20 protein-coding genes are annotated in these 19792 nt (G+C 59.6%); 16 read left to right on the top strand and 4 right to left on the bottom strand.

The genetic code is table 11. From position 1 onward, the window contains the following. Positions 1–10 precede the first annotated feature (10 nt). The 4 genes from A0U93_RS02180 (at position 11) to A0U93_RS02165 (ending at position 2601) form a co-directional block, all read left to right on the top strand. A complete protein-coding gene (locus tag A0U93_RS02180) occupies positions 11–589 on the top strand; it encodes a DUF1013 domain-containing protein (RefSeq protein ID WP_077805910.1) in 579 nt (192 codons plus the stop codon). Between the two features lie 135 nt (positions 590–724). Beyond that, positions 725–925, top strand: a complete 201-nt coding sequence (locus A0U93_RS02175) for a DUF465 domain-containing protein (protein ID WP_077805909.1) — start codon at positions 725–727, stop codon at positions 923–925. A gap of 3 nt (positions 926–928) precedes the next feature. Beyond that, positions 929–1456 carry a 5-(carboxyamino)imidazole ribonucleotide mutase gene (purE, locus tag A0U93_RS02170; RefSeq protein ID WP_077805908.1) on the top strand — a complete coding sequence of 176 codons (528 nt, stop codon included), beginning with the start codon at positions 929–931 and terminating at the stop codon, positions 1454–1456. After that, entirely contained in the window at positions 1453–2601 is a 1149-nt protein-coding gene (locus tag A0U93_RS02165; protein WP_077805907.1) for a 5-(carboxyamino)imidazole ribonucleotide synthase, read from the top strand. The genes purE and A0U93_RS02165 overlap by 4 nt, the downstream gene beginning before the upstream one ends. Here the strand turns inward: A0U93_RS02165 and radC are convergent. Then, the gene (gene radC / locus A0U93_RS02160; protein ID WP_077805906.1) at positions 2593–3321 is read right to left on the bottom strand and encodes a RadC family protein; all 729 of its coding nucleotides are present in this window, start codon (positions 3319–3321) and stop codon (positions 2593–2595) included. The genes A0U93_RS02165 and radC overlap by 9 nt on opposite strands. 57 nt (positions 3322–3378) lie before the next feature. Here radC and A0U93_RS02155 point away from each other — a divergent pair, with 57 nt between their 5' ends. After that, positions 3379–4089, top strand: a complete 711-nt coding sequence (locus tag A0U93_RS02155) for an HAD hydrolase-like protein (RefSeq protein ID WP_077805905.1) — start codon at positions 3379–3381, stop codon at positions 4087–4089. On the opposite strand, the gene A0U93_RS02150 is transcribed toward A0U93_RS02155, so the two are convergent. Then, positions 4086–4751, bottom strand: a complete 666-nt coding sequence (locus A0U93_RS02150) for a JAB domain-containing protein (protein WP_077805904.1) — start codon at positions 4749–4751, stop codon at positions 4086–4088. The two genes, A0U93_RS02155 and A0U93_RS02150, sit on opposite strands and share 4 nt — an antisense overlap. A 65-nt stretch (positions 4752–4816) precedes the next feature. Here A0U93_RS02150 and A0U93_RS02145 point away from each other — a divergent pair, with 65 nt between their 5' ends. From A0U93_RS02145 to A0U93_RS02090, 11 genes are all read left to right on the top strand, one after another. Then, positions 4817–7054, top strand: a complete 2238-nt coding sequence (locus tag A0U93_RS02145; protein ID WP_077808258.1) for an ATP-dependent helicase — start codon at positions 4817–4819, stop codon at positions 7052–7054. Further along, positions 7051–7947: a 50S ribosomal protein L11 methyltransferase gene (locus A0U93_RS02140; protein ID WP_077805903.1), complete on the top strand. Its 897-nt coding sequence runs from the start codon at positions 7051–7053 to the stop codon at positions 7945–7947. The genes A0U93_RS02145 and A0U93_RS02140 overlap by 4 nt, the downstream gene beginning before the upstream one ends. After that, a complete protein-coding gene (locus A0U93_RS02135) occupies positions 7940–8449 on the top strand; it encodes a GNAT family N-acetyltransferase (RefSeq protein ID WP_077805902.1) in 510 nt (169 codons plus the stop codon). The genes A0U93_RS02140 and A0U93_RS02135 overlap by 8 nt, the downstream gene beginning before the upstream one ends. 15 nt (positions 8450–8464) lie before the next feature. Further along, positions 8465–10234 carry an aminopeptidase P family protein gene (locus tag A0U93_RS02130; protein WP_077805901.1) on the top strand — a complete coding sequence of 590 codons (1770 nt, stop codon included), beginning with the start codon at positions 8465–8467 and terminating at the stop codon, positions 10232–10234. A 17-nt stretch (positions 10235–10251) separates the two neighbouring features. After that, positions 10252–11277 carry an isocitrate/isopropylmalate dehydrogenase family protein gene (locus A0U93_RS02125; RefSeq protein ID WP_077805900.1) on the top strand — a complete coding sequence of 342 codons (1026 nt, stop codon included), beginning with the start codon at positions 10252–10254 and terminating at the stop codon, positions 11275–11277. A 29-nt stretch (positions 11278–11306) separates the two neighbouring features. Continuing rightward, a complete protein-coding gene (locus A0U93_RS02120; RefSeq protein WP_077805899.1) occupies positions 11307–12071 on the top strand; it encodes a lytic transglycosylase domain-containing protein in 765 nt (254 codons plus the stop codon). A 177-nt stretch (positions 12072–12248) separates the two neighbouring features. Continuing rightward, a complete protein-coding gene (locus A0U93_RS02115; protein ID WP_169852793.1) occupies positions 12249–13367 on the top strand; it encodes a S1C family serine protease in 1119 nt (372 codons plus the stop codon). Positions 13368–13462: 95 nt separating this feature from the next. Continuing rightward, positions 13463–14143, top strand: coding sequence for a winged helix-turn-helix domain-containing protein (locus A0U93_RS02110; protein ID WP_077805897.1), 681 nt, complete (start codon positions 13463–13465; stop codon positions 14141–14143). A 6-nt stretch (positions 14144–14149) separates the two neighbouring features. Next, positions 14150–15604: a sensor histidine kinase gene (locus tag A0U93_RS02105; protein WP_077805896.1), complete on the top strand. Its 1455-nt coding sequence runs from the start codon at positions 14150–14152 to the stop codon at positions 15602–15604. A gap of 394 nt (positions 15605–15998) precedes the next feature. Beyond that, positions 15999–16661 carry an SIMPL domain-containing protein gene (locus tag A0U93_RS02095; RefSeq protein WP_077805894.1) on the top strand — a complete coding sequence of 221 codons (663 nt, stop codon included), beginning with the start codon at positions 15999–16001 and terminating at the stop codon, positions 16659–16661. A 54-nt stretch (positions 16662–16715) separates the two neighbouring features. Beyond that, positions 16716–16952: a DUF3072 domain-containing protein gene (locus A0U93_RS02090; protein WP_077805893.1), complete on the top strand. Its 237-nt coding sequence runs from the start codon at positions 16716–16718 to the stop codon at positions 16950–16952. A gap of 44 nt (positions 16953–16996) precedes the next feature. Here the strand turns inward: A0U93_RS02090 and infC are convergent, their stop codons facing one another. Together infC and thrS are read right to left on the bottom strand one after the other, a co-directional pair. Then, positions 16997–17518 carry a translation initiation factor IF-3 gene (infC, locus tag A0U93_RS02085; protein WP_077805892.1) on the bottom strand — a complete coding sequence of 174 codons (522 nt, stop codon included), beginning with the start codon at positions 17516–17518 and terminating at the stop codon, positions 16997–16999. Positions 17519–17699: 181 nt separating this feature from the next. Continuing rightward, positions 17700–19637: a threonine--tRNA ligase gene (gene thrS, locus A0U93_RS02080; protein WP_077805891.1), complete on the bottom strand. Its 1938-nt coding sequence runs from the start codon at positions 19635–19637 to the stop codon at positions 17700–17702. Positions 19638–19792 lie beyond the last annotated feature (155 nt).

The following is a 19792-nucleotide window of genomic DNA, read 5'->3' as shown; positions in this document are numbered from 1 at the left end:
ACGACCCAACATGACGCTTCCCCTTATGCCGAAGGCCACCGCTGTGTGGCTGATCGAAAAAACGGCGCTGACCTTTACCCAGATCGCCGAATTCTGCGGCATGCATCCTCTTGAGGTTCAGGCTATTGCCGACGGCGAAGTCGCGGCAGGTATCAACGGCTACGACCCGGTCAAGAATCATCAGCTCACGCAGGATGAAATAACTCGCTGCGAGCGTAATCCTGACGCGAAGCTGAAGATTTCCGCAGCCGGCAGTTCCGTTGCGCGTCGTGCAAAAGGTGCGCGTTATACGCCCATCTCCAAGAGAAACGACCGTCCGGATGCCATTGCGTTCGTTCTGCGCCAGTTTCCGCAACTTGCTGAAACACAGATCATCAAGCTTTTCGGCACGACGAAGGATACCATTGCCAAGGTTCGCGACCGCCAGCATTGGAACAGTGCCAACATCAAGCCGCGCGACCCCGTGATACTTGGGCTTTGTAGCCAGACGGATCTCAACGCGGCCGTGCAGGCTGCCAATGAACGTCTTGCGCGAGAGGGGCAGGTGCCGCCGACCGTTTTTCCGGAAGCGGACGAAGTCCAAGGCTGATCGTCGCCGCAGTGGCGCGGTCGTGATGCTGGAATGACCGCATCGCTTTATGCTATGCGCAGTCGCCCTGTGGTCGATCCTCGATCGCACCCAATATCGGTTCGCTGATGCGGCAATAGGTTCGGAACGGAAATAATGCTGGTTGATCAGGATATCATGCTGCGCCGTCTGCACGAACTTCGTAGCGAGCATCGGGATCTGGATACTGTTATCGAGCGACTTGTTTCACACCCTCTCAATCAATTGCAGCTTCAACGTCTCAAGAAACGCAAACTGCTATTGAAAGATGAGATTGCCTGTATCGAAGACCGTCTGATACCGGATGATATTGCCTGAAAAATGAGTGAAACGACCGAAATCCTGCGACAGGACGAGCAAGATGGCACCGCGCCGCTCGTGAGCATCATCATGGGCAGCCAGTCCGACTGGGATACCATGCGGCACGCCGCATCGTTGCTGACGGAACTGAACATTCCACACGAGCGACGCATCGTCTCGGCGCATCGTACGCCGGATCGTCTGGTGGAATTCGCGCGCTCCGCACAGGGGCGCGGTCTGAAAGTCATCATTGCCGGAGCCGGGGGCGCGGCGCATCTGCCAGGTATGGTCTCGGCCTGGACAATCCTGCCGGTGCTGGGCGTGCCGGTCGAATCCCAGGCGCTTCGTGGGATGGACTCCTTGCTGTCGATTGTTCAGATGCCCGGTGGCGTACCGGTCGGGACGTTGGCGATCGGCAAGGCCGGTGCCTTGAACGCCGGAATACTGGCCGCTTCGATTCTTGCGACGAATGATGCGAATCTTTCAGCGCGTCTGGAAACATGGCGGGCCATGCGTAGCGCCGCCGTCGGTGATTATCCGGAAGAATGACAGATCCTGTTTTGCGACCGGGCTCGACAGTCGGCATCGTTGGTGGCGGCCAATTGGGCCGTATGTCTGCGGTAGCAGCGGCCCGGCTTGGTTTTCATGCGCACATACTAACGCCGCAGGCGGATTGTCCGGCTGCGGAAGTGGCGCATAGCCTGACTGTAGGTGCCTATGACGACGATGAGGCTCTTCGTCGTTTCGCGGATTGCGTGGATGTCATCACTTTTGAATTCGAGAATGTTTCCGCTGCTGGCCTGAAGACGCTTGAGAGCCTGAAGCCGGTCAGGCCGAGCGGCAGCATTCTTGCTGTGAGTCAGGACCGCATCGCGGAAAAGTCACGTCTGGACGCGATGGGCGTTGCCATAGCGCCTTGGCGGAACGTGGCAAGTCCGGCGGATCTGGCCATGGCGCTGGAAGCGCTTGATTATCGGTGCATCCTTAAGACGACCCGTTTCGGGTACGATGGAAAGGGCCAGTTCCGGGTCAGCGCACGTGAAGATGCCGCCGCACTCGAAGCCGATCTGCCTTATCCGATGGTGGCGGAAGGCATCGTTGATTTCGAGCGTGAAGTGAGCGTCATGATCGCCCGTGGCGTGCACGGTGACGTTCAGTGTTTCGATGTGACGGAGAATCAACATCGGGACGGCATTCTCGATATCAGCCTGGCGCCAGCCCATATCATGCCGGAATTGGCGGATCATGCACGCCAGTTGGCGGTTTCGATTGCCGAAGGGCTGGATATGGTTGGCCTCATGGGTGTGGAGATGTTCGTTGCGGCTGATGGTCGCCTTCTGGTCAACGAGATTGCGCCAAGACCGCATAACTCCGGGCATTGGACGATGAATGCCTGCCTTGTCGATCAGTTCGAGATGCATATTCGGGCTGTCGTCGGCCTACCCTTGCTGCCGCCGATACGTCATAGCGATGCGGTCATGAAAAACCTGATTGGCCCGCAGGACATGGCGCTTTGCGATACCATCCTGAAAACGCCGGGTCAGGCACTGCATCTCTATGGCAAGGCAGACGCTCGGCCCGGCCGCAAGATGGGTCATGTCAACATGATCTTCCCGAAAGGTGCCCTGCCCGGCCCGTTTGGCCTGGCCGACGCGCTCGGCGTGTTGGCGCCAGCTTCCCTCTCGTCAAAGTAGGTCAAGTGCCCTGAAGCTGGTATGCCGTCCATTGCCGACGATGATGTGATCGGCGATGCGAATGCCGATTGCCTGCACGGCAGCCTGAACCTGCCGGGTCATCTGTAGGTCGGCCTCTGACGGCGTCGGATCGCCGCTCGGATGATTGTGCACGAGTATGAGTCGTTCTGCACCCAGTTCCATGGCGCGGCGAGCAACCTCTCTCGGATAGACAGGCGTGTGATTGACCGTCCCACGCGCTTGTGCCTCGTCGGCGATGAGGCGATGCGTATCCGTCAAAAACAGGATACGAAACTGTTCGATCGTCTCGCGGGAAAGGCGTGCCGTCAGGTAGTCGAGCAATTTCCGCTCGTCTGAAAGAATGTCGTTTTGATCGACGCGAGCGCGGTTGTAACGCAGGGCCGCTTCGTGAAGCAGCTTGATCGCCGGTATCACGTGCTGACCGATATTCGATATGGCGGCCAGTTCCCGCTCGGATGTGGAAAGCACCGAAGCGAAGGAGCCATAACGGTTGACAAAAATCGATGTCAATTCATCGGCATGGCGGCCATGCGCTGTCGCGATTTGAACGAATAGCGAAATAAGCGTCATATCGTCGAGGTGTCGACCGCGCCCGGTCAGCACCGCATGCCACGGGTCGGTTTCAGTAAGGTTTCCCTCGTTTGGTTTCGCATTCCCCATGGTGGCAAACGCGCCCGCGTCGTCGAAGCCTCCTGCCATTTCCTCCGAACCCAGTTATCTTCGATCAGAATAATCAAGCGGAAACGTTCCATCAATATGACGTCTTTCAATCATTTCGACTCCTCCTTCGCGGTGCTTTTCGATCTCGACGGGACAATCGTCGACTCCCGGCAGGGAATCGTTTCCACCCTCCATCATGTCATTCGAACGCTTGGGCATGAGCCTGTGCTCACGCGCGATCTGACCTGGGTCGTCGGGCCGCCGCTTGCCGAATTGATGGCGGAAGTACTGGCACCCTATGGTGAAAAGCGGGTCGATGAAGCCGTTGGTATCTACCGGGAGCGCTATCAGGCTGTGGGGCGACATCAAACGCCGATCTTTCCGGGTATGGTGGACCTGCTGCAAAAGCTGGCGGCCTCGCCCGTACGTCTTTTCACCGCGACTTCCAAGCCGGCCTTCCTGGCGAAGGATATCTTGCAGGGCCACGACATCGCTGGGTTGTTCGACTGCATCTGCGGTGCGAATGCCGACGATAGTGGCGGCGAAAAGCCGGAACTGATCGAAAAAATCATGCGCGAGCAAAATCTTCAGGCAAACCGTACGATCATGATCGGTGACCGCCGCTTCGATATTGCGGGTGCACATGCGAACCACCTTCGCGCCCTGGGTGTGCTCTGGGGCTATGGCGGCGAAGCGGAGCTTACTCAGGCGGGTGCGGATTATCTTTGCGAGTCACCCGAAGAGCTGACTGCCGCGGTATACGATCAGCTTTCCGCAACCAGCCAGCACGCTGGCACCGCGCATTAAAGCAATCCCTCCTGACGCAGGCTAATCGGCTCTCCCTCTCCGGCGACCATGACATCATGCAGGGCAATCGACAGGACGCGGGCCCCGTCCTCAAGGTCGCGTATGGCGATGGCGTGGTCCCGCGCCCATGCGAGCGGCGCCTGCGGCATGTAGGCCAGACCGATCAGCGCCGTCGCATTCAATGTCAGCGCGCGGCGCAGTACCGGCGATGGGCCATCGGCGACGACAACGGGTTCATCGGCAATCAGGCGGTTGCGATTGTCGAGGAAAAGGATGCGCAACTGACCCTTCACGGCGCCGAGAAGGGCGATGTCGACATAGGCGCTCAACTGCGCCCAATTGCCGAGACCGGGCCTGATCCGCGTCTCCGCACCGCTCAGCCGTTCGGCTGCGATGGCCGGAAGACGAATCGCCCGGATCGCGTCCTCGCTCAGCCCCATCTCGCCCAAGGCATGCCGCGTTGCACGAAAAACGTCCAGCAATGTGCCGAAACGCTGCAGGAGTGCCTTGGCCATCGGCTTCGTATCGCGCCGCGGAATGCCGAAAAACAGCAGCATCTCCAGCAGTTCATAATCTGCCAGCGACGATGCACCGTTCGCCAGGATGCGGGCGCGCATGCGTGCCCGATGACCTTGCGGGCCTGTCGATGTGAAACCGGACATGTTTATCGGACGGGGTGAACAAAAAGGGATTTGGCCATGGCCTCATCACACTCTATATCCGGGTTGTGACGCAATCCCCGCTTCCTCCCTCGCCCGTTTCCGGCCAGCCGGATTATCTCGAACGCCTCAACCCGGAGCAACGGCAGGCGATCGAGACGATCGACGGCCCGTTGTTGATCCTTGCCGGCGCCGGGACAGGCAAGACGCGCGTCCTGACGACGCGTTTCGCGCATATCCTCCTGACCGGCCATGCACGCCCGCATCAGATTCTGGCGGTCACCTTCACCAATAAGGCCGCGCGTGAGATGCGCGATCGTGTCGGCGCGCTGCTTGGCGGCCCGGTGGAAGGTTTGTGGCTCGGGACGTTCCACTCGATCTGTGCGCGGATGCTGCGCCGTCACGCCGAGTATGTCGGGCTGACGACGGGTTTCACCATCCTCGATACGGACGACCAGCTTCGGCTGGTCAAGCAGGTCATGGAGCCCTATCGGGTCGATACCAAGCGTTGGCCGCCACAGGGCATGCTTGGCGTCATTCAACGCTGGAAGGATCGCGGACTAACGCCTGATCGCGTAACGCCGGCAGAGGATAGCGAGTTCGGCGGTGGTTGCGCGCGGCGCGTCTATGCGGATTATCAGGCGCGTCTCATTGCGGTGAATGCCTGCGATTTCGGCGATCTGATGTTGCACATGACCGAGATCATGCGCACGCGTCCCGATGTGCTGGCGCAATACCACCGCTTGTTCCGCTACATACTCGTCGACGAGTATCAGGATACGAACACGATCCAGTATCTCTGGCTGCGCCTGCTGGCCAAGCGAGCGGGGCAGCCGTCAAATATTGCCTGTGTCGGGGATGACGACCAGTCGATCTATTCCTGGCGTGGTGCGGAGGTCGAGAATATCCTGCGTTTCGAGCGGGATTTCCCGGGGGCCAAGGTCGTGCGTCTGGAGCGAAACTATCGCTCGACGGCCCAAATCCTGGCGGCGGCGGCGGGTCTGATCGCGCACAACGACGGTCGTCTGGGCAAGACGTTGCGTCCAGGGCGCGAAGATGCGCATGGCGAAAAGGTTCAGGTCGTCAGCGTCTGGGATTCGGATGAGGAAGCGCGTGTCGTTGCCGGTGCCATCGAGCGCCTGCGCGCGGACGGTCATCCCTTGTCTGAAATCGCCATCCTGATGCGTGCCGGCTTCCAGACGCGGCCTTTCGAGGAACAACTGATGACGCGGGGCCTGCCCTATCGCGTTGTCGGTGGGCTACGCTTCTATGAACGCGCGGAAATCCGTGACTGTCTGGCCTATATGCGTGTTCTGGCCCAGCCGGCCGACGATCTGGCTTTCGAGCGTATCGTCAACGTGCCGCGACGTGGCGTCGGGACGGCGGCGTTGCAGAAGCTGCATCTCGAAGCACGCCAGATCAAGGGACCGCTGACGGCCGCCGTCGCCAGGCAGATGGCCGATGGAACGGCCAAGGGCAAATCGAAGGCAGCGTTGCAGTCCCTGATGCAGGGTTTCGAACGCGCGACTGAAACCCTCGCACGCGAGGGACAGGTGGTGGCCGTCGAGCAGTTGCTTGAAGACGTCGGCTATCTTGCGATGTGGCGCGAGGACAAGTCACCCGAAGCGCCGGGACGGCTGGACAACATCAAGGAATTGCTGCGGGCGATTGGTGACTTCCAGTCACTCGAAGGCTTTCTCGAACATGTTGCGCTGGTGACGGAAGCTGAAGACAGCGCGGCGGAAGACAAGGTCAGTCTTATGACGCTGCATGGCGCAAAGGGGCTGGAGTTCGACAGCGTGTTTCTTCCCGGTTGGGAGGAAGGTGTGTTCCCGTCACAGCGAAGTCTGGATGAAGGGGGGCTCAAGAGTCTCGAGGAAGAGAGACGGCTGGCCTATGTCGGACTGACACGCGCGCGACGTCGCGCGACCGTCCTGCATGCGGCCCGCCGGCGTATCTATGCCAACTGGCAGGACGCCATTCCAAGCCGTTTCATCGAAGAAATTCCGGCCGATTACGTGGAGCATAGCGGCCAGGCCATGCAGGAGCGCCGCCTGACGGCGGCCCAGCCATCTGTTTTCGCCTTCGGGCCTGTAAGCAGCCGGCGCCCCAATTATGGCCATGCGCCACGCGTGACGGACGTCTATGACGCTTCCCCGACGGATATTACGGTCGGCACGCGCGTATTTCATCAGAAATTCGGCTATGGCATCGTGACCGACGTGGATGTGGATCGGCTGCAGGTGCAATTCGAGAAGGCAGGTGAGAAAAGAGTGATGGCGAGTTTTGTTGAGGTCGCGGTATGAGCGCCCCCCGCCGACATGCTTCCGCGCTGGAGACCATATCGGTCACGGTCGGTGACGACGCCGTGCCCTTGTTCGAACAGGCGCTCGCTTCGGTCTGCACGACCGTGGGCATCTTCGAGGCGGACGATACGCAGTGTGTCTGGCGTATCGAGGGTGTGAAGGATATCGGCCATGGCGAGGCCGAACTGGATCGCGCCCTAACGCTTGCACGGTTGATGACTGGCGTGGATGTCGCGCTGACCCGCCAGCGCACCGAAGCCGAAGGCTGGCTTGCGCGCACCTATGAAGCCTTTCCGGAGCAGACGGTCGGTCGACGCTTCGCGATTCGTGGCACGCATCTCGATCGTAGCCACTCCCGTGCGCGACTGACTATCACGCTGGACGCCGGCATCGCTTTCGGCTCGGGCGAGCATGGTTCGACGCGCGGTTGCCTGAGGGCATTGGAAGACGTGGCCTATCGCAAGCCGCAACGCATTCTGGATATGGGCTGTGGATCCGGCATTCTGGCCATGGCGGCCGCGAAATTGTTGCATCGCCCGGTTCTGGCTGTCGATATCGAGCCGTGGTCGGTTCGCGTCAGCGCCGCCAACGCCGCTGACAATGGGTTGGGGCCGTTGTTGACCTGTCGCCATGGTAACGGATGGCGAACGCCGGCCGTGCGGGCAAACCGTCCATACGATCTGGTTTTCGCCAATATCCTGGCCCGCCCTCTCTGCAAGATGGCGCGCGATCTGGCTAACAATCTTGCTCCCGGCGGGACGGCGATCCTGGCTGGCCTGCTCGATACGCAGGCCCCGATGGTGCTGGCCGCCCACCGTCGTCAGGGGTTGGTGCTGGAACGACGCTACCGGGAGGGTGAGTGGACGACACTGGTGCTGCGTCGCCGTGGTTAGTCTGCGCGACGCGGACGAGAAAGATGTGCCGGCGATCCTGGAGATCGCGAACGATGCCATCCGCACGTCGGATACGATCTGGACGGAAACGCTTCTGACTTTCGAGCAGCGCCATGCCTGGCTTGCGACCCGACAGGCTGCCGGTTGGCCGGTTGTTGTCGCGACCGATGACGAGGGAAGCGTTCTGGGATTTGCGTCCTATGGACCGTTTCGCGCTTTCGAGGGCTATGCCCTGACAGTCGAGCACTCCGTATATGTCGCATTCCATGCGCGGCGGCAGGGCATTGGTGGTCTGCTGCTGGACGAGTTGTTGTCGCGCGCCGAAATGGCGGGATTGCATGTGATGATTGGCGCGATCACCGCCAGTAATGTGGCGTCGATCGCGTTGCATCGGAGGGCCGGCTTCGAGACCAGTTCGGTCTTGCCGGAGTTGGGGCGCAAGTTCGGGCGTTGGCTTGACCTGGTGTTCATGTATCGTCTGCTGGACAGCGACACGCATTAGAAGAGATCACAATCCATGAGCAGCATCCCTCCCGACCAGCGTCTTGCCGACGTGCGTCACAATCTTTCAGTGCAAGGTGTCGATGGTTTCGTGCTGCCGCGCGGAGACGAGTTCCTGGGGGAATATGTAGCACCTTATGCCGAGCGGCTCGCATGGTTGACGGGGTTTACCGGCAGTGCGGGTCTGGCTCTTGTCTTGCCGGATAAGGCCGCCGTTTTCTCGGATGGTCGCTATACGGAGCAGCTTGCCGAGCAGGTAGACAAGGCGCTCTGGGAAAAGCGCCATATCACGCAGGAGCCGCCTTCGGCATGGCTGAGCGCGAACGCACGCGATTTGAGGATCGGCTACGATCCTCGCCTGATTGGCGAAAGCGGCTTGCAGGCGTTGCAGGGTGACGGATACGAGTTCGTCGCTCTGACCGATAATCCTGTCGATATCGCATGGTCGGACCGTCCCGCTCCGCCGGCGAGCACGGTTCAGTTCCATCCGGAGAGGCTGAGCGGCGAAAGGAGCGCCGACAAACGCGCGCGTATTGCGGCCTTGCTCAAGGAGAATGGCGAGCAGGCATTGATCGTCGGCGATCCGACCTGCCTGGCATGGCTTCTCAATATTCGGGCCGACGATGTGCCGAACACGCCGGTCGCGCTGGCTTTCGGTATCTTGCACGACACGGGCGATGCCGAGATTTTCATTGACGAAACGCGTCTTTCTGACGCTGCGAAAGCCGATTTCGGCGCTCACGTGACGGTCTATCCGGCCGATTCACTGGAAGACCGGCTGCGGGGGCTGGCCGGTCGGCGCGTCCGGCTGGATCCGCAGGGTGTCTCGGCATGGTTCGTTCAAACGCTCAATGACGCAGGTTCCTCGATCAGTCGCGGCGCCGACCCTTCCGTTTTGCTGAAGGCCAGCAAGAATGTGGTCGAGCAGGAGGGCGCGCGACAGGCGCATCTGACGGATTCGGCTGCGCTATGTCGCTTCCTGCATTTCGTGACCCTGCATGGTGTCGGTCTGCGTGAGACCGAGCTGGCTGAACGTCTGGATCGTTTCCGGGCGGAGGATGCCGACTATCGCGGGGAGAGTTTTCCGGCCATTTCGGGCGTGGGTCCCAATGCAGCCTTGCCGCACTATCGCGCACTGCCGGGCAAGGATCGGGTGCTTGGGCCTGATACCATCTATCTGATCGATAGTGGCGGCCAGTATCCTGCCGGCACGACAGATGTCACGCGCACGATATGGACTGGACCGGAGCTTCCGCCCAGTGCGATCAGCGAAGCCTTCACACGCGTTCTGAAAGGCAATATCGCCTTGAGTCGCGCACGTTTCCCGAATGGCGTGACGGGTCACCGGCTCGATGTTCTCGCACGTCAGTATCTTTGGCAGGCCGGGCTGGATTACGATCATGGAACGGGCCATGGGATTGGCAGTTACCTGTCGGTTCATGAAGGGCCGCAGAATATTTCCGCCGTTGCGCGACCCGTTGCCCTGCAGGCAGGCATGATCATTTCCAATGAACCTGGCTACTATGAAGCGGGCCAATACGGCATTCGGCTGGAAAACCTCCTGCTTGTTCGTCCGGCCTCGGTTGGTCAATCCGGACGCTTCCTCGAATTCGAGGTTCTGGGTTTCGCACCTTTTGATCGGCAGTTGATCGATGCGTCCCTGCTCCTGCCGGACGAGCGCGCCTGGCTGGATTCCTACCATACGGAAACGCTTCGGCGAATCGGTCCGCTGCTCGATCCTGACACACGCGCATGGCTGACGACCGCCTGCGCTCCGCTGAACTGAGACGAAAGGTTTTCCTCATGGCCGATAATGCAATTCCCGCCACGCTGATCGAGGGGGACGGTATCGGCCCCGAAATCACGGCAGCCGTCGTTGAGCTGTTGGATGTCCTGGGTGCGCCCTTCGCCTGGGACCGGCAAAGCGGCGGTCTGGCCGGTATCGAGGCGCATGGCGTACCGCTGCCCGAGCCCACCTTGGAAAGTATTCGCCGTACGGGGTTGGCCCTGAAAGGACCGCTCACCACGCCTGTCGGGCAGGGTTTCAAGTCGGTCAACGTGACCATGCGGCAGGAATTCGGTCTCTACGCCAATCTGCGCCCGACAAAGACGGTCGTATCCGGCTGCCGGTTCGACAATATCGACCTGGTGGTCGTGCGGGAAAACATCGAGGGCCTTTATGCTGCGATGGAGCACTACCTTCCCGATGGCGACGATCCGAAAGGACTGGCCTACGGGGCGGGCTTTAACTCCCGGCGCGAATGCGCCCGTATTGTCAGGTTTGCGTTTGAGTACGCCCTGGCGAATGGTCGCAAGAAGGTGACGTTGGTTCACAAGGCCAATATTCTGAAGATATTCAGCGGTATCTTCCTTGAGGAAGGGCGCCGTGTTGCCGCGGAGTATGCGGGCCGGATTGCTGTCGAGGAACGAATTGTCGATGCTTGCGCCATGCAACTCGTCACCGATCCATGGAAATACGATGTCATCGTCACAACCAATCTGTTCGGCGACATCCTTTCGGATCTGACGGCGGGTCTTGTCGGGGGGCTGGGCATGGCGCCAGGTGCCAATATCGGCACGAAAGCCGCCGTTTTCGAGGCGGTCCACGGTTCGGCGCCGGATATTGCCGGACAGGGCATTGCCAATCCATTGGCGTTGCTGATGGCATCGAGTCTGATGCTGGCCCATGTCGGGCGGTTCGACCTTTCGCATCGTCTGGATGACGCCATTGAGAAGGTCGTGCACCGCGACAGTGTGCGGACGCGCGATCTGGGCGGACAGGCAACAACAAAGGAATTGACGCAGGCACTGGCGCAGGCACTGCGCTGATCTTTACGATTTTTCAATCATGTTGAGGAATGATCCGCCGGATGTTGCGGATCGTCTTCCTCGTTATGTCAGCAATTCTTGCTTGTGCCTGTCCTGCCGGAGCGGTTGCATCGGAAACGTCGAATACCTGTCAGGCGGCCGTCGCCGATGCAGAGCGCGCTATGCATATTCCGTTGAGGCTGCTTGATTCGATCAGCAAAGTGGAAAGTGGCCGGCCGGATGACGCTCATCACCTTATGGCCTGGCCATGGACAATCAATGCCCAGGGCCAAGGATATTTCTACGAATCCAAGGAAGAAGCGATAGCGGCCGCGCACGCCTTCCTTGCACACGGTATCAATTCAATCGATGTCGGCTGCCTTCAGATCAATCTTCACCATCACCCTGATGCGTTCTCATCGCTCGATGAAGCGTTCGATCCCATAACGAACGCACATTATGGCGCACGTTTTCTCACCGACCTGTTTGATCGCTTCCATGCGTGGACGGCTGCGACGGCCGCCTATCACTCTCTGACGCCCGAATTCGGCCAGGATTACGCTCGGCGCGTGATGGCCGTGTGGGGTCAGCGTGACGAGGCATGGCCGTTTTCCTCCATGCCCGCGTCGCCTGTGGCGACGACACAGACGGTTGCCTATCGCGGACGGCCGTTCGCAGGTGCCGCTTTCGCACCACCACCGCATGTCGTTCGTCAGTTCAATCCCACTCTGTCCACAACGAACCCAAGCGGGACAGAAGGACGCAGCCTGGCGGCCTATCGTCTTTCCCCCACCCGCCTCGCATGGCAACGCTGATACACTTTATCTGAATTTCGCAGCCGAGGATGGCAGTCTTGCCGAAGTGCGCTATCGTGATCGGATGATATGCGCGACTGTAGAAGCTGCTTCGTGAGCTACCTCACCCAATCCGCATCAAGGCGGTTGCTTGCAGGCGTCGCGTTTGGCGCGCTTGGTGTAAGTGGCACACACGCCATGGCCATGCCGTCGCTACTCTCCAAGCTGATGGCACCCACACCGACCAGCGATACTCATGCGGCGGGGAAGCTGCCCGAAGCCGTGCATATCCCGGCACAACCGCCTGTGCCGAATGGCGCACCTGCCCTGCCACCCGTCCTGGTGTCGAGCGGACCGCTGACGTTCTCACCGTTGGTCAAGCACGTCATCCCTGCCGTTGTGAACATCGCCATTACGCAAAGCAGTAATGACGGACAGAACCGTGTCCCGCCGCAGATCAAGGGAACACCTCTGGAGAAACGGTATCGGGAGAAAATGCGGCGTCATCAGGAAGAGGTTCTGGGTGCGGGATCGGGTTTCATCGTCGATCCTTCAGGCATAATCGTGACGAATGCTCACGTGGTCGGGGATGCTGACAACGTGACGGTTTCCCTGTCGAATGGACAGGAACTGCCGGCGAAACTCGTCGGCGTGGACAGCCTCACAGACGTCGCCGTCATCAAGGTCGACACGCCCAGGCCCCTTCCCTATGTCGCCTGGGGGGACAGTCGCCAGGTTGATGTCGGAGACTGGATACTGGTGGCCGGTAATCCGTTCGGGTTTGGCTCTTCCGTTACCGCAGGTATCGTTTCGGCGCGTGGACGTGACCTCGGTGCGGGTTCGCTGGATGATTTTCTTCAGTTGGACGCGCCAATCAATCCCGGCAATTCCGGTGGTCCGGCATTCAACATGCGTGGGCAAGTCGTCGCGGTGAATGCTGCCATCGTTTCGCCGACTGGCGGATCTGTGGGTATCGGTTTCGGTATTCCTTCGGAAATCGTCGAGCCGATTGTCGATGAATTGCGCCGCACGGGGCATGTCGATCACGGCTGGTTGGGCGTAACACTCGATGATGGCGACGGCTCGGTGCAGATTGTCGATGTCGATCATAACGGTCCGGCCATGAAAGCTGGGCTGGTCCGGGGCGATAAGGTGACGGCCGCAGCAGGGCAAAATGTCGATAGTGCACGGGCGTTGCTTCGGACGATTGCGGCGGCGAAGCCGGATGTCGTTCTGTCATTTACGGTTTTGCGCAAGGGAAAGACACTTCTGATACCCGTTAAGGTTGGTAAACGCCCACCGGATGCGGATGATTGAGATTGCTTGTCTTTTTTTTGGTAGAGAACTGGCGGATAATGACAGGTGAATTGGTTCGCAACGAATCTGTCGCTGAGGCGTGAAGGAACGAGCATATGCGCATATTGTTGGTGGAAGACGACCCCACTGTTCGCAGCTTTATCGTCAAGGGATTGCGGGAAACAGGACATGTGGTCGAGGAAGCCGACAACGGCAAGGATGGCCTCTTTCTCGCCGTGAGCGAGAATTTCGACATCGTCATCCTCGACCGGATGCTTCCCGGCGGCATCGACGGTCTGCGCATTCTGGAAACGCTTCGGGCACAGAATAATGCCATGCCCGTTCTGTTGTTGTCGGCGTTGGCAGATGTTGACGAGCGCGTCGCCGGACTTAAGGCCGGTGGTGACGATTATATGACCAAGCCCTTCGCATTTTCGGAATTGCTGGCGCGTGTGGAAGCCCTGGCGCGTCGTGGAAGTGCGGAGCAGGCGCCGCAGACCCGTCTTGTCGTAGCCGATCTTGAAATGGACCTGTTGTCGCGAACGGTAAAACGCGGCAATGAGAAAATCGACTTGCAGCCGCGTGAGTTTCGCCTGCTTGAGTTTTTGATGCGTCATGCCGGCCAGGTCGTAACGCGTACGATGTTGCTGGAGCGCGTATGGGACTATCATTTCGACCCGCAGACAAATGTGATCGACGTGCATGTTTCGCGTCTGAGGCAAAAGGTCGACAAGCCTTTCGATACCGCGCTTATTCATACGATACGTAATGCGGGCTATATCCTGCGCGCCGAATAACCCTTGATGACGCCCAAATTCGCAGCACGGTTTCCGCGCGCCTGGCTCTGGTGGCAACGCGCCTGGCGTTTCCGTTCGGCGGGTCTGGGCTTTTCTCTGGCCTATGGCCTGATTTTCGCGCTATCCGCCGCCTTGTTTCTCTCGCTTCTATGGTGGCACACCAATGGATTGCTTGAGCGGCAGGTCGAACAGGCCGTAGACGCGGATGCGCGTAGTCTGGCCGAACACTGGATGCAGGACGGCCTTCCCGGGCTTATCCGGACAATTCAGGATCGCCTCGATCTGGATGTCGAGGACGAAGCGCTTTACCTGCTGGTCGGGCCGAACGGGAAGATTCTGGCCGGGAATATGCCGGCCTGGCCAACACGCGTGAAGCGCATCGATCGTTATTACTCCCAGACAATTTTGAGAGCCGGAACACGCGCCACATCAGAGGTGCATGCCTATGTCTTTCCCGGCGGCTTCCGTCTTCTCGTAGGACGAGACGTGCGTGGCAGGGATTTGTTGCGTCGGCTGCTGACGGATACGTTTCTCTGGGCCTGGCTGATGGTCACAGCGCTGGCGATCGGCGGTGCGTGGGTTGTCCGCGGAATTTTTCGTCGCATTCTGGGTTCCATCGCGCGAACAACGGCGGCTATCGCGCGAGGCGATATGCGGGAACGTATGCCGATCGTGGGAAACGAGGTCGATCTTGTTGCGCACACGGTCAACGATATGCTCGATCGCATCGCGCGGCTGATGGATGGCGTCAAGCAGGTGTCCAATGCCATCGCCCATGACCTTCGGACGCCTATCACGCGTGCGCGGACAGGTCTGGAGGATGCGTCGCTGCATGCCAAGACAACTGAGGAGATGCATGCTGCGATTGATCGCGCGGTAGCGGACCTTGATCACGTCACGGCGGTTTTCGAGGCGCTGATGCGTATTGCCCAGATCGAAGCCGGGGCAAGGCGCGCGGCCTTTGAGATGTGCGACCTGACCAAGCCACTGCATGACATGGCTGAACTTTATGAGGCCACGGCTGAAGAACGCGGCATTCACCTGGCTGCAGATTTGCCAGACCACCTGGCATTCTATGGGGATGCGAGGCTTATCCAGCAGGGTGTGGCTAATCTGCTGGACAACGCTATCAAGTTTGCGCCGTCGGACACAATGATCACTCTCAAGGCGTCCACGGAGGATTCGCAGGTGCGAATCAGCGTCTCCGACCAGGGGCCGGGCATGTCCGATGAGGACCTTTCGCGTGCATCGGAACGTTTTTTCCGTGCGGATGCTGCCCGGAATACGCCGGGCGCAGGGCTGGGACTATCGCTTGTTCAGGCGGTGGCGCAGTTGCATAGCGGTCGCCTGCTTCTGGAATCGCGTCATCCCGGGCTGCGGGCGGCTTTGTTGCTTCCCGTGACCCAAGGAAAAAAAAGCATAACGCAAGCGTCATCAGATGCCCATCCTGTAGAGAGCTGACGTGCGATAATCATGGTAGGATGCGACAATCCGTCACCTTCATGCCATTAGCCATTGCTGCTCTCGGGCTTCTTGGGGCTGCACCCGAGCAAACAGCCGCCGATCATAGCGTGGCTGGTACGAGCGCGCACATGGCAACAGCCGGTAGTCCGGTCGTGGTGACGACGGATAGCCCACAATATTGCCGCGATCTCCATCATAAGGTCGATCAGACCCTTTTTGCGTCGAAGGTCATGCCACTGTCTCGCTCAAAGGACGCGCGCGGGCTCGAGCAAGATGGTGCATCACTTTGTGAAGCCGGGCATTTGCGTTCAGGGATTACGAAGCTGAGGCTTGCCTTGCTGATGTTGCGACGCGACGGGGCCAAATAGCGAATTTGGCAAGGAACCGATTAATGAAACGTGTCTACTGGCTGGGATCGGCTCTCACGCTGGCCATGCTTCCAACCTGCTCTATGGCGGCGGATAACCTGACCACGCTGTATCTCAGCGCGACAGGCAAGGCTCAGGCAACGCCAACACTTCTCACGGCTAATATGACATTGCAGGCGGAAGCATCGGATGCGGCCGCGGCGCAGGCTCAGGTCAATGCCATGAGCCAGAGAGTGACGAAAGAAGCCGCGGGATCGCCCGTTCATCTCAGTGTGCAGGACTATAGTGTTGCGCAAAGCGAGAACAAGGCAGGTGCGACACATTGGCTTGCGCAGCAAACGATTGTCATCAGTGGCAAGGAGGCTGAGCCTCTCCTCAAGCTGACAGCGAAATACCAGTCTGAAGGTGCGGCCCTTTCGGGGCTTTCGTGGTCACTGGATGATGCGACTCACGACGCCCTCATGCGCGATGCGCGCGCCGACGCCCTGCACCATCTACAGGCGGATGCCCAGCAAACGGCCCAGGTCATGGGAATGCACGTGCAGCGGTACAAAACCATTCGCGTCGAAACGCCTTATACACCGCGTCCTATGATGATGGCGCGGATGGCGGCTGCGCCACAACGGACAGACGATGCGCAGACGGTCTCCGTGACCATATCGGCGGATGTCATCCTGACACCGTGAATCTTAATCGGCCTGTAGCGGGAACAAAAAGCGTACAGTGTCGTTCAGGCAGACATGAACAACGATCCGAAGCAGGCATCGAATGACGCGCAGGATCTGCCGTCAAACGTGCAAAAGAACCCTGACGACTGGACGACCGGGCACGAAACGATGACCGGTGCGCAGGCGTCTTACCTCAAGACACTCTGCGAGGAAGCAAACGAACCGTTCGATCCGAATCTGGACAAGGCGGAGGCGTCGAAACGTATTGATGCTCTTCAACACGCAACGGGACGTGGCGAAAATCATTAAAGAAAAAGGCTGGAAGATCGCTCTTCCAGCCTGTTCCGTTGTTTTCAGCGCGGTGCCAGAACCATAATCATCTGGCGGTTTTCCAGCTTCGGCATCTGCTCGACCTTGGCTTTCTCTTCCATTTCGAGACGGATACGCTCGAGCATTTTAATGCCCAGTTCCTGATGCGCCATCTCGCGACCCTTGAATCGCAACGAGACCTTCACCTTGTCGCCCTCGTTGAGGAAGGAATTCATCGCGCGAAGCTTCACCTGGAAATCATTTTCATTGGTGCTGGGGCGCACCTTAATTTCCTTGATTTCGATGACTTTCTGCTTCTTGCGCGCTTCGTTGCGCTTCTTCTGCTGCTCGTACTTGAACTTGCCGTAGTCAAGAATCTTGCAGACGGGCGGCTCCGCCGTAGGGCTGATCTCAAGAAGATCGAGCCCTTCCGCATAGGCACGAGCCAAGGCTTCGCGCGTTGTCATGACGCCGGCCATTTCGCCTTCGGCATCAATCAGGCGTACCTGCGGTACGCGGATTTCTTCGTTGACGCGCGGGCCTTCGCGGGTCGGCGCTGCCTGCATCGGAGGTCTAGCTATGGTCGGCTCCTGTTCGACGTTTCACTTATTTCGAGGAATGTCACGCGAGCCGCCCTCGAAAGTTGCATTCACAAATGCGACTCTGCGAGGGTCAGTAGCGATTCCCCATGGCGCAGCACATAGTGCCTCGTTCCCCTCCGCGCAAGGGAATCCCGTAGGATGGCGGTCACATCCCCTGGATGCGGCGCAGATCGGGGGGAAGTGCTTCCTCCGATAGCGATGCCACTGCTGCTTCGAGGTCGAGGACTTCCTGCGTGGCGCCGCCCAGGCGGCGCATGGCAACCTTGCGTTCCTCAGCCTCCCGGCGACCGACCACTAGAATGACAGGCACGCGCGCGACGGAGTGCTCGCGGATCTTGGCATTGATCTTCTCGTTGCGGCCGTCGACCTCAACCTGAAGGCCGGCATGCCGTAACGCGGTCGCCACTTCCTGGGCATACGGCTCGGCATCCGTCACGATGCTCGCCACGACAACCTGCGTCGGTGCAAGCCAGAGCGGGAACTTTCCGGCGAACTGCTCGATCAGAATGCCGATGAAGCGCTCGAAGCTGCCGAGGATGGCACGATGCAGCATGACCGGACGGTGGCGAGCGCTGTCTTCACCGATGTAGGAGGCGTCGAGCCTTTCCGGCAGGACATAATCGACCTGTAGCGTGCCGCATTGCCAGTCACGCCCGATGGCATCCGTCAGAACGAATTCGAGCTTGGGGCCATAGAAAGCCCCCTCGCCCGCGTTGTATTCATACGCCACGCCGGCAATCTCGCAGGCCTGTTTCAATGCGCCTTCGGCCCGGTCCCAAACGTGATCGGAACCGGCACGCGTATCGGGGCGGTCAGCGAATTTCACGCGGAATTTCTCGAAGCCGAGATCGGCATAGACTTCCGAAAGCATGGCCACGAATTTGGCCGTCTCCGGCGCGATCTGGTCATCCGTGCAAAAGATGTGCGCATCGTCCTGCGTAAAGCCGCGCACGCGCATGATGCCGTGAAGGGCGCCGGATGGTTCGTAACGATGACACGCGCCGAACTCCGCCATGCGCAGCGGCAGTTCGCGATACGAGCGCAGTCCATGGCGGAAAATCTGCACATGGCACGGGCAGTTCATCGGCTTCAGTGCGAGGGTCTTGTCCTCATCCTCCACTTTCGCGACGAACATGTGCTCGCGATATTTGTCCCAGTGCCCCGAAGCCTCCCACAAGGCGCGATCCACGAGTTGCGGCGTGCGGACCTCCTGATACCCGCCGCGCGTCTGGGCGCGACGCATGTAGTCCTGCAATACGGTGTAGAGACGCCAACCCTTGGCGTGCCAGAAGATCTGTCCGACGGCTTCTTCCTGGATATGGAACAGGTCCATTTCCCGACCGATACGTCGATGGTCACGCTTTTCAGCTTCTTCCAGCTGATGCAGATGTGCGTCCAGTTCCTTCCTGTCACGCCAGGCCGTGCCGTAGATGCGTGTCAGCATCGGGTTGCGATGATCGCCGCGCCAATAGGCACCGGCCACCTTCATGAGCTTGAAGGCCGGGCCGACATCGCCTGTGCCACGCATATGCGGTCCCCGGCAGAGGTCGAGCCATTCGCCCTGGCGATAGATCGAGATCGGCTCGCTTTCCGGCAGGTCGCGGATCAGCTCGGCCTTGAAGCGTTCACCCTTGTCCTCGAAAAAGCGAATGGCGTCATCACGGTCCCAGACCTCGCGTTCGAAGGGCGCATTGGCTGCGATGATCTCACGCATCCGGTTCTCGATCGCCTCGAAGTCTTCGGGCGTGAACGGCTGGTTGCGGAAGAAATCGTAATAGAAGCCATCCTTGATGGACGGGCCGATGGTGACCTGCGTACCGGGCCACAGCGACTGCACGGCTTCCGCCAGAACATGGGCGGTATCGTGACGGATCATTTCCAGTGCGACGTCGTCCTTGCGGGTGACGAAGCGCACCTGAGCGTCATGCGCGATGGTCGTGGAAAGATCGACCAGTTTGTCGTCGAGACTCATGGCGATCGCCGCCTTGGCCAGGCCGGGACCGATCGACGCCGCCAGCGCCGTGCCCGTCACCGGACCGTCGAACGAGCGAACGGAACCATCGGGCAGGGTAATGGCAGGCATGGGGAATGCGCTCCGGCAAAAGGAAAGATGTTGGAACTGCGCTTAATGGCCTTCCCGAGCCTTGGGAACAACCCCCATCGCTTCGATCCGGCATATTTATCCGTCATGCCAGGAACGGATTGACATTAGTGGTCTGGTCGGAACAAAGGGCGAAC

Origin of the sequence: Neoasaia chiangmaiensis, from assembly GCF_002005465.1 — a bacterium.
Classification (GTDB): domain Bacteria; phylum Pseudomonadota; class Alphaproteobacteria; order Acetobacterales; family Acetobacteraceae; genus Neoasaia; species Neoasaia chiangmaiensis.
The sequence above is the reverse complement of the archived record's forward strand: the minus strand, read 5'-3'. Positions and strand labels throughout refer to the sequence as shown.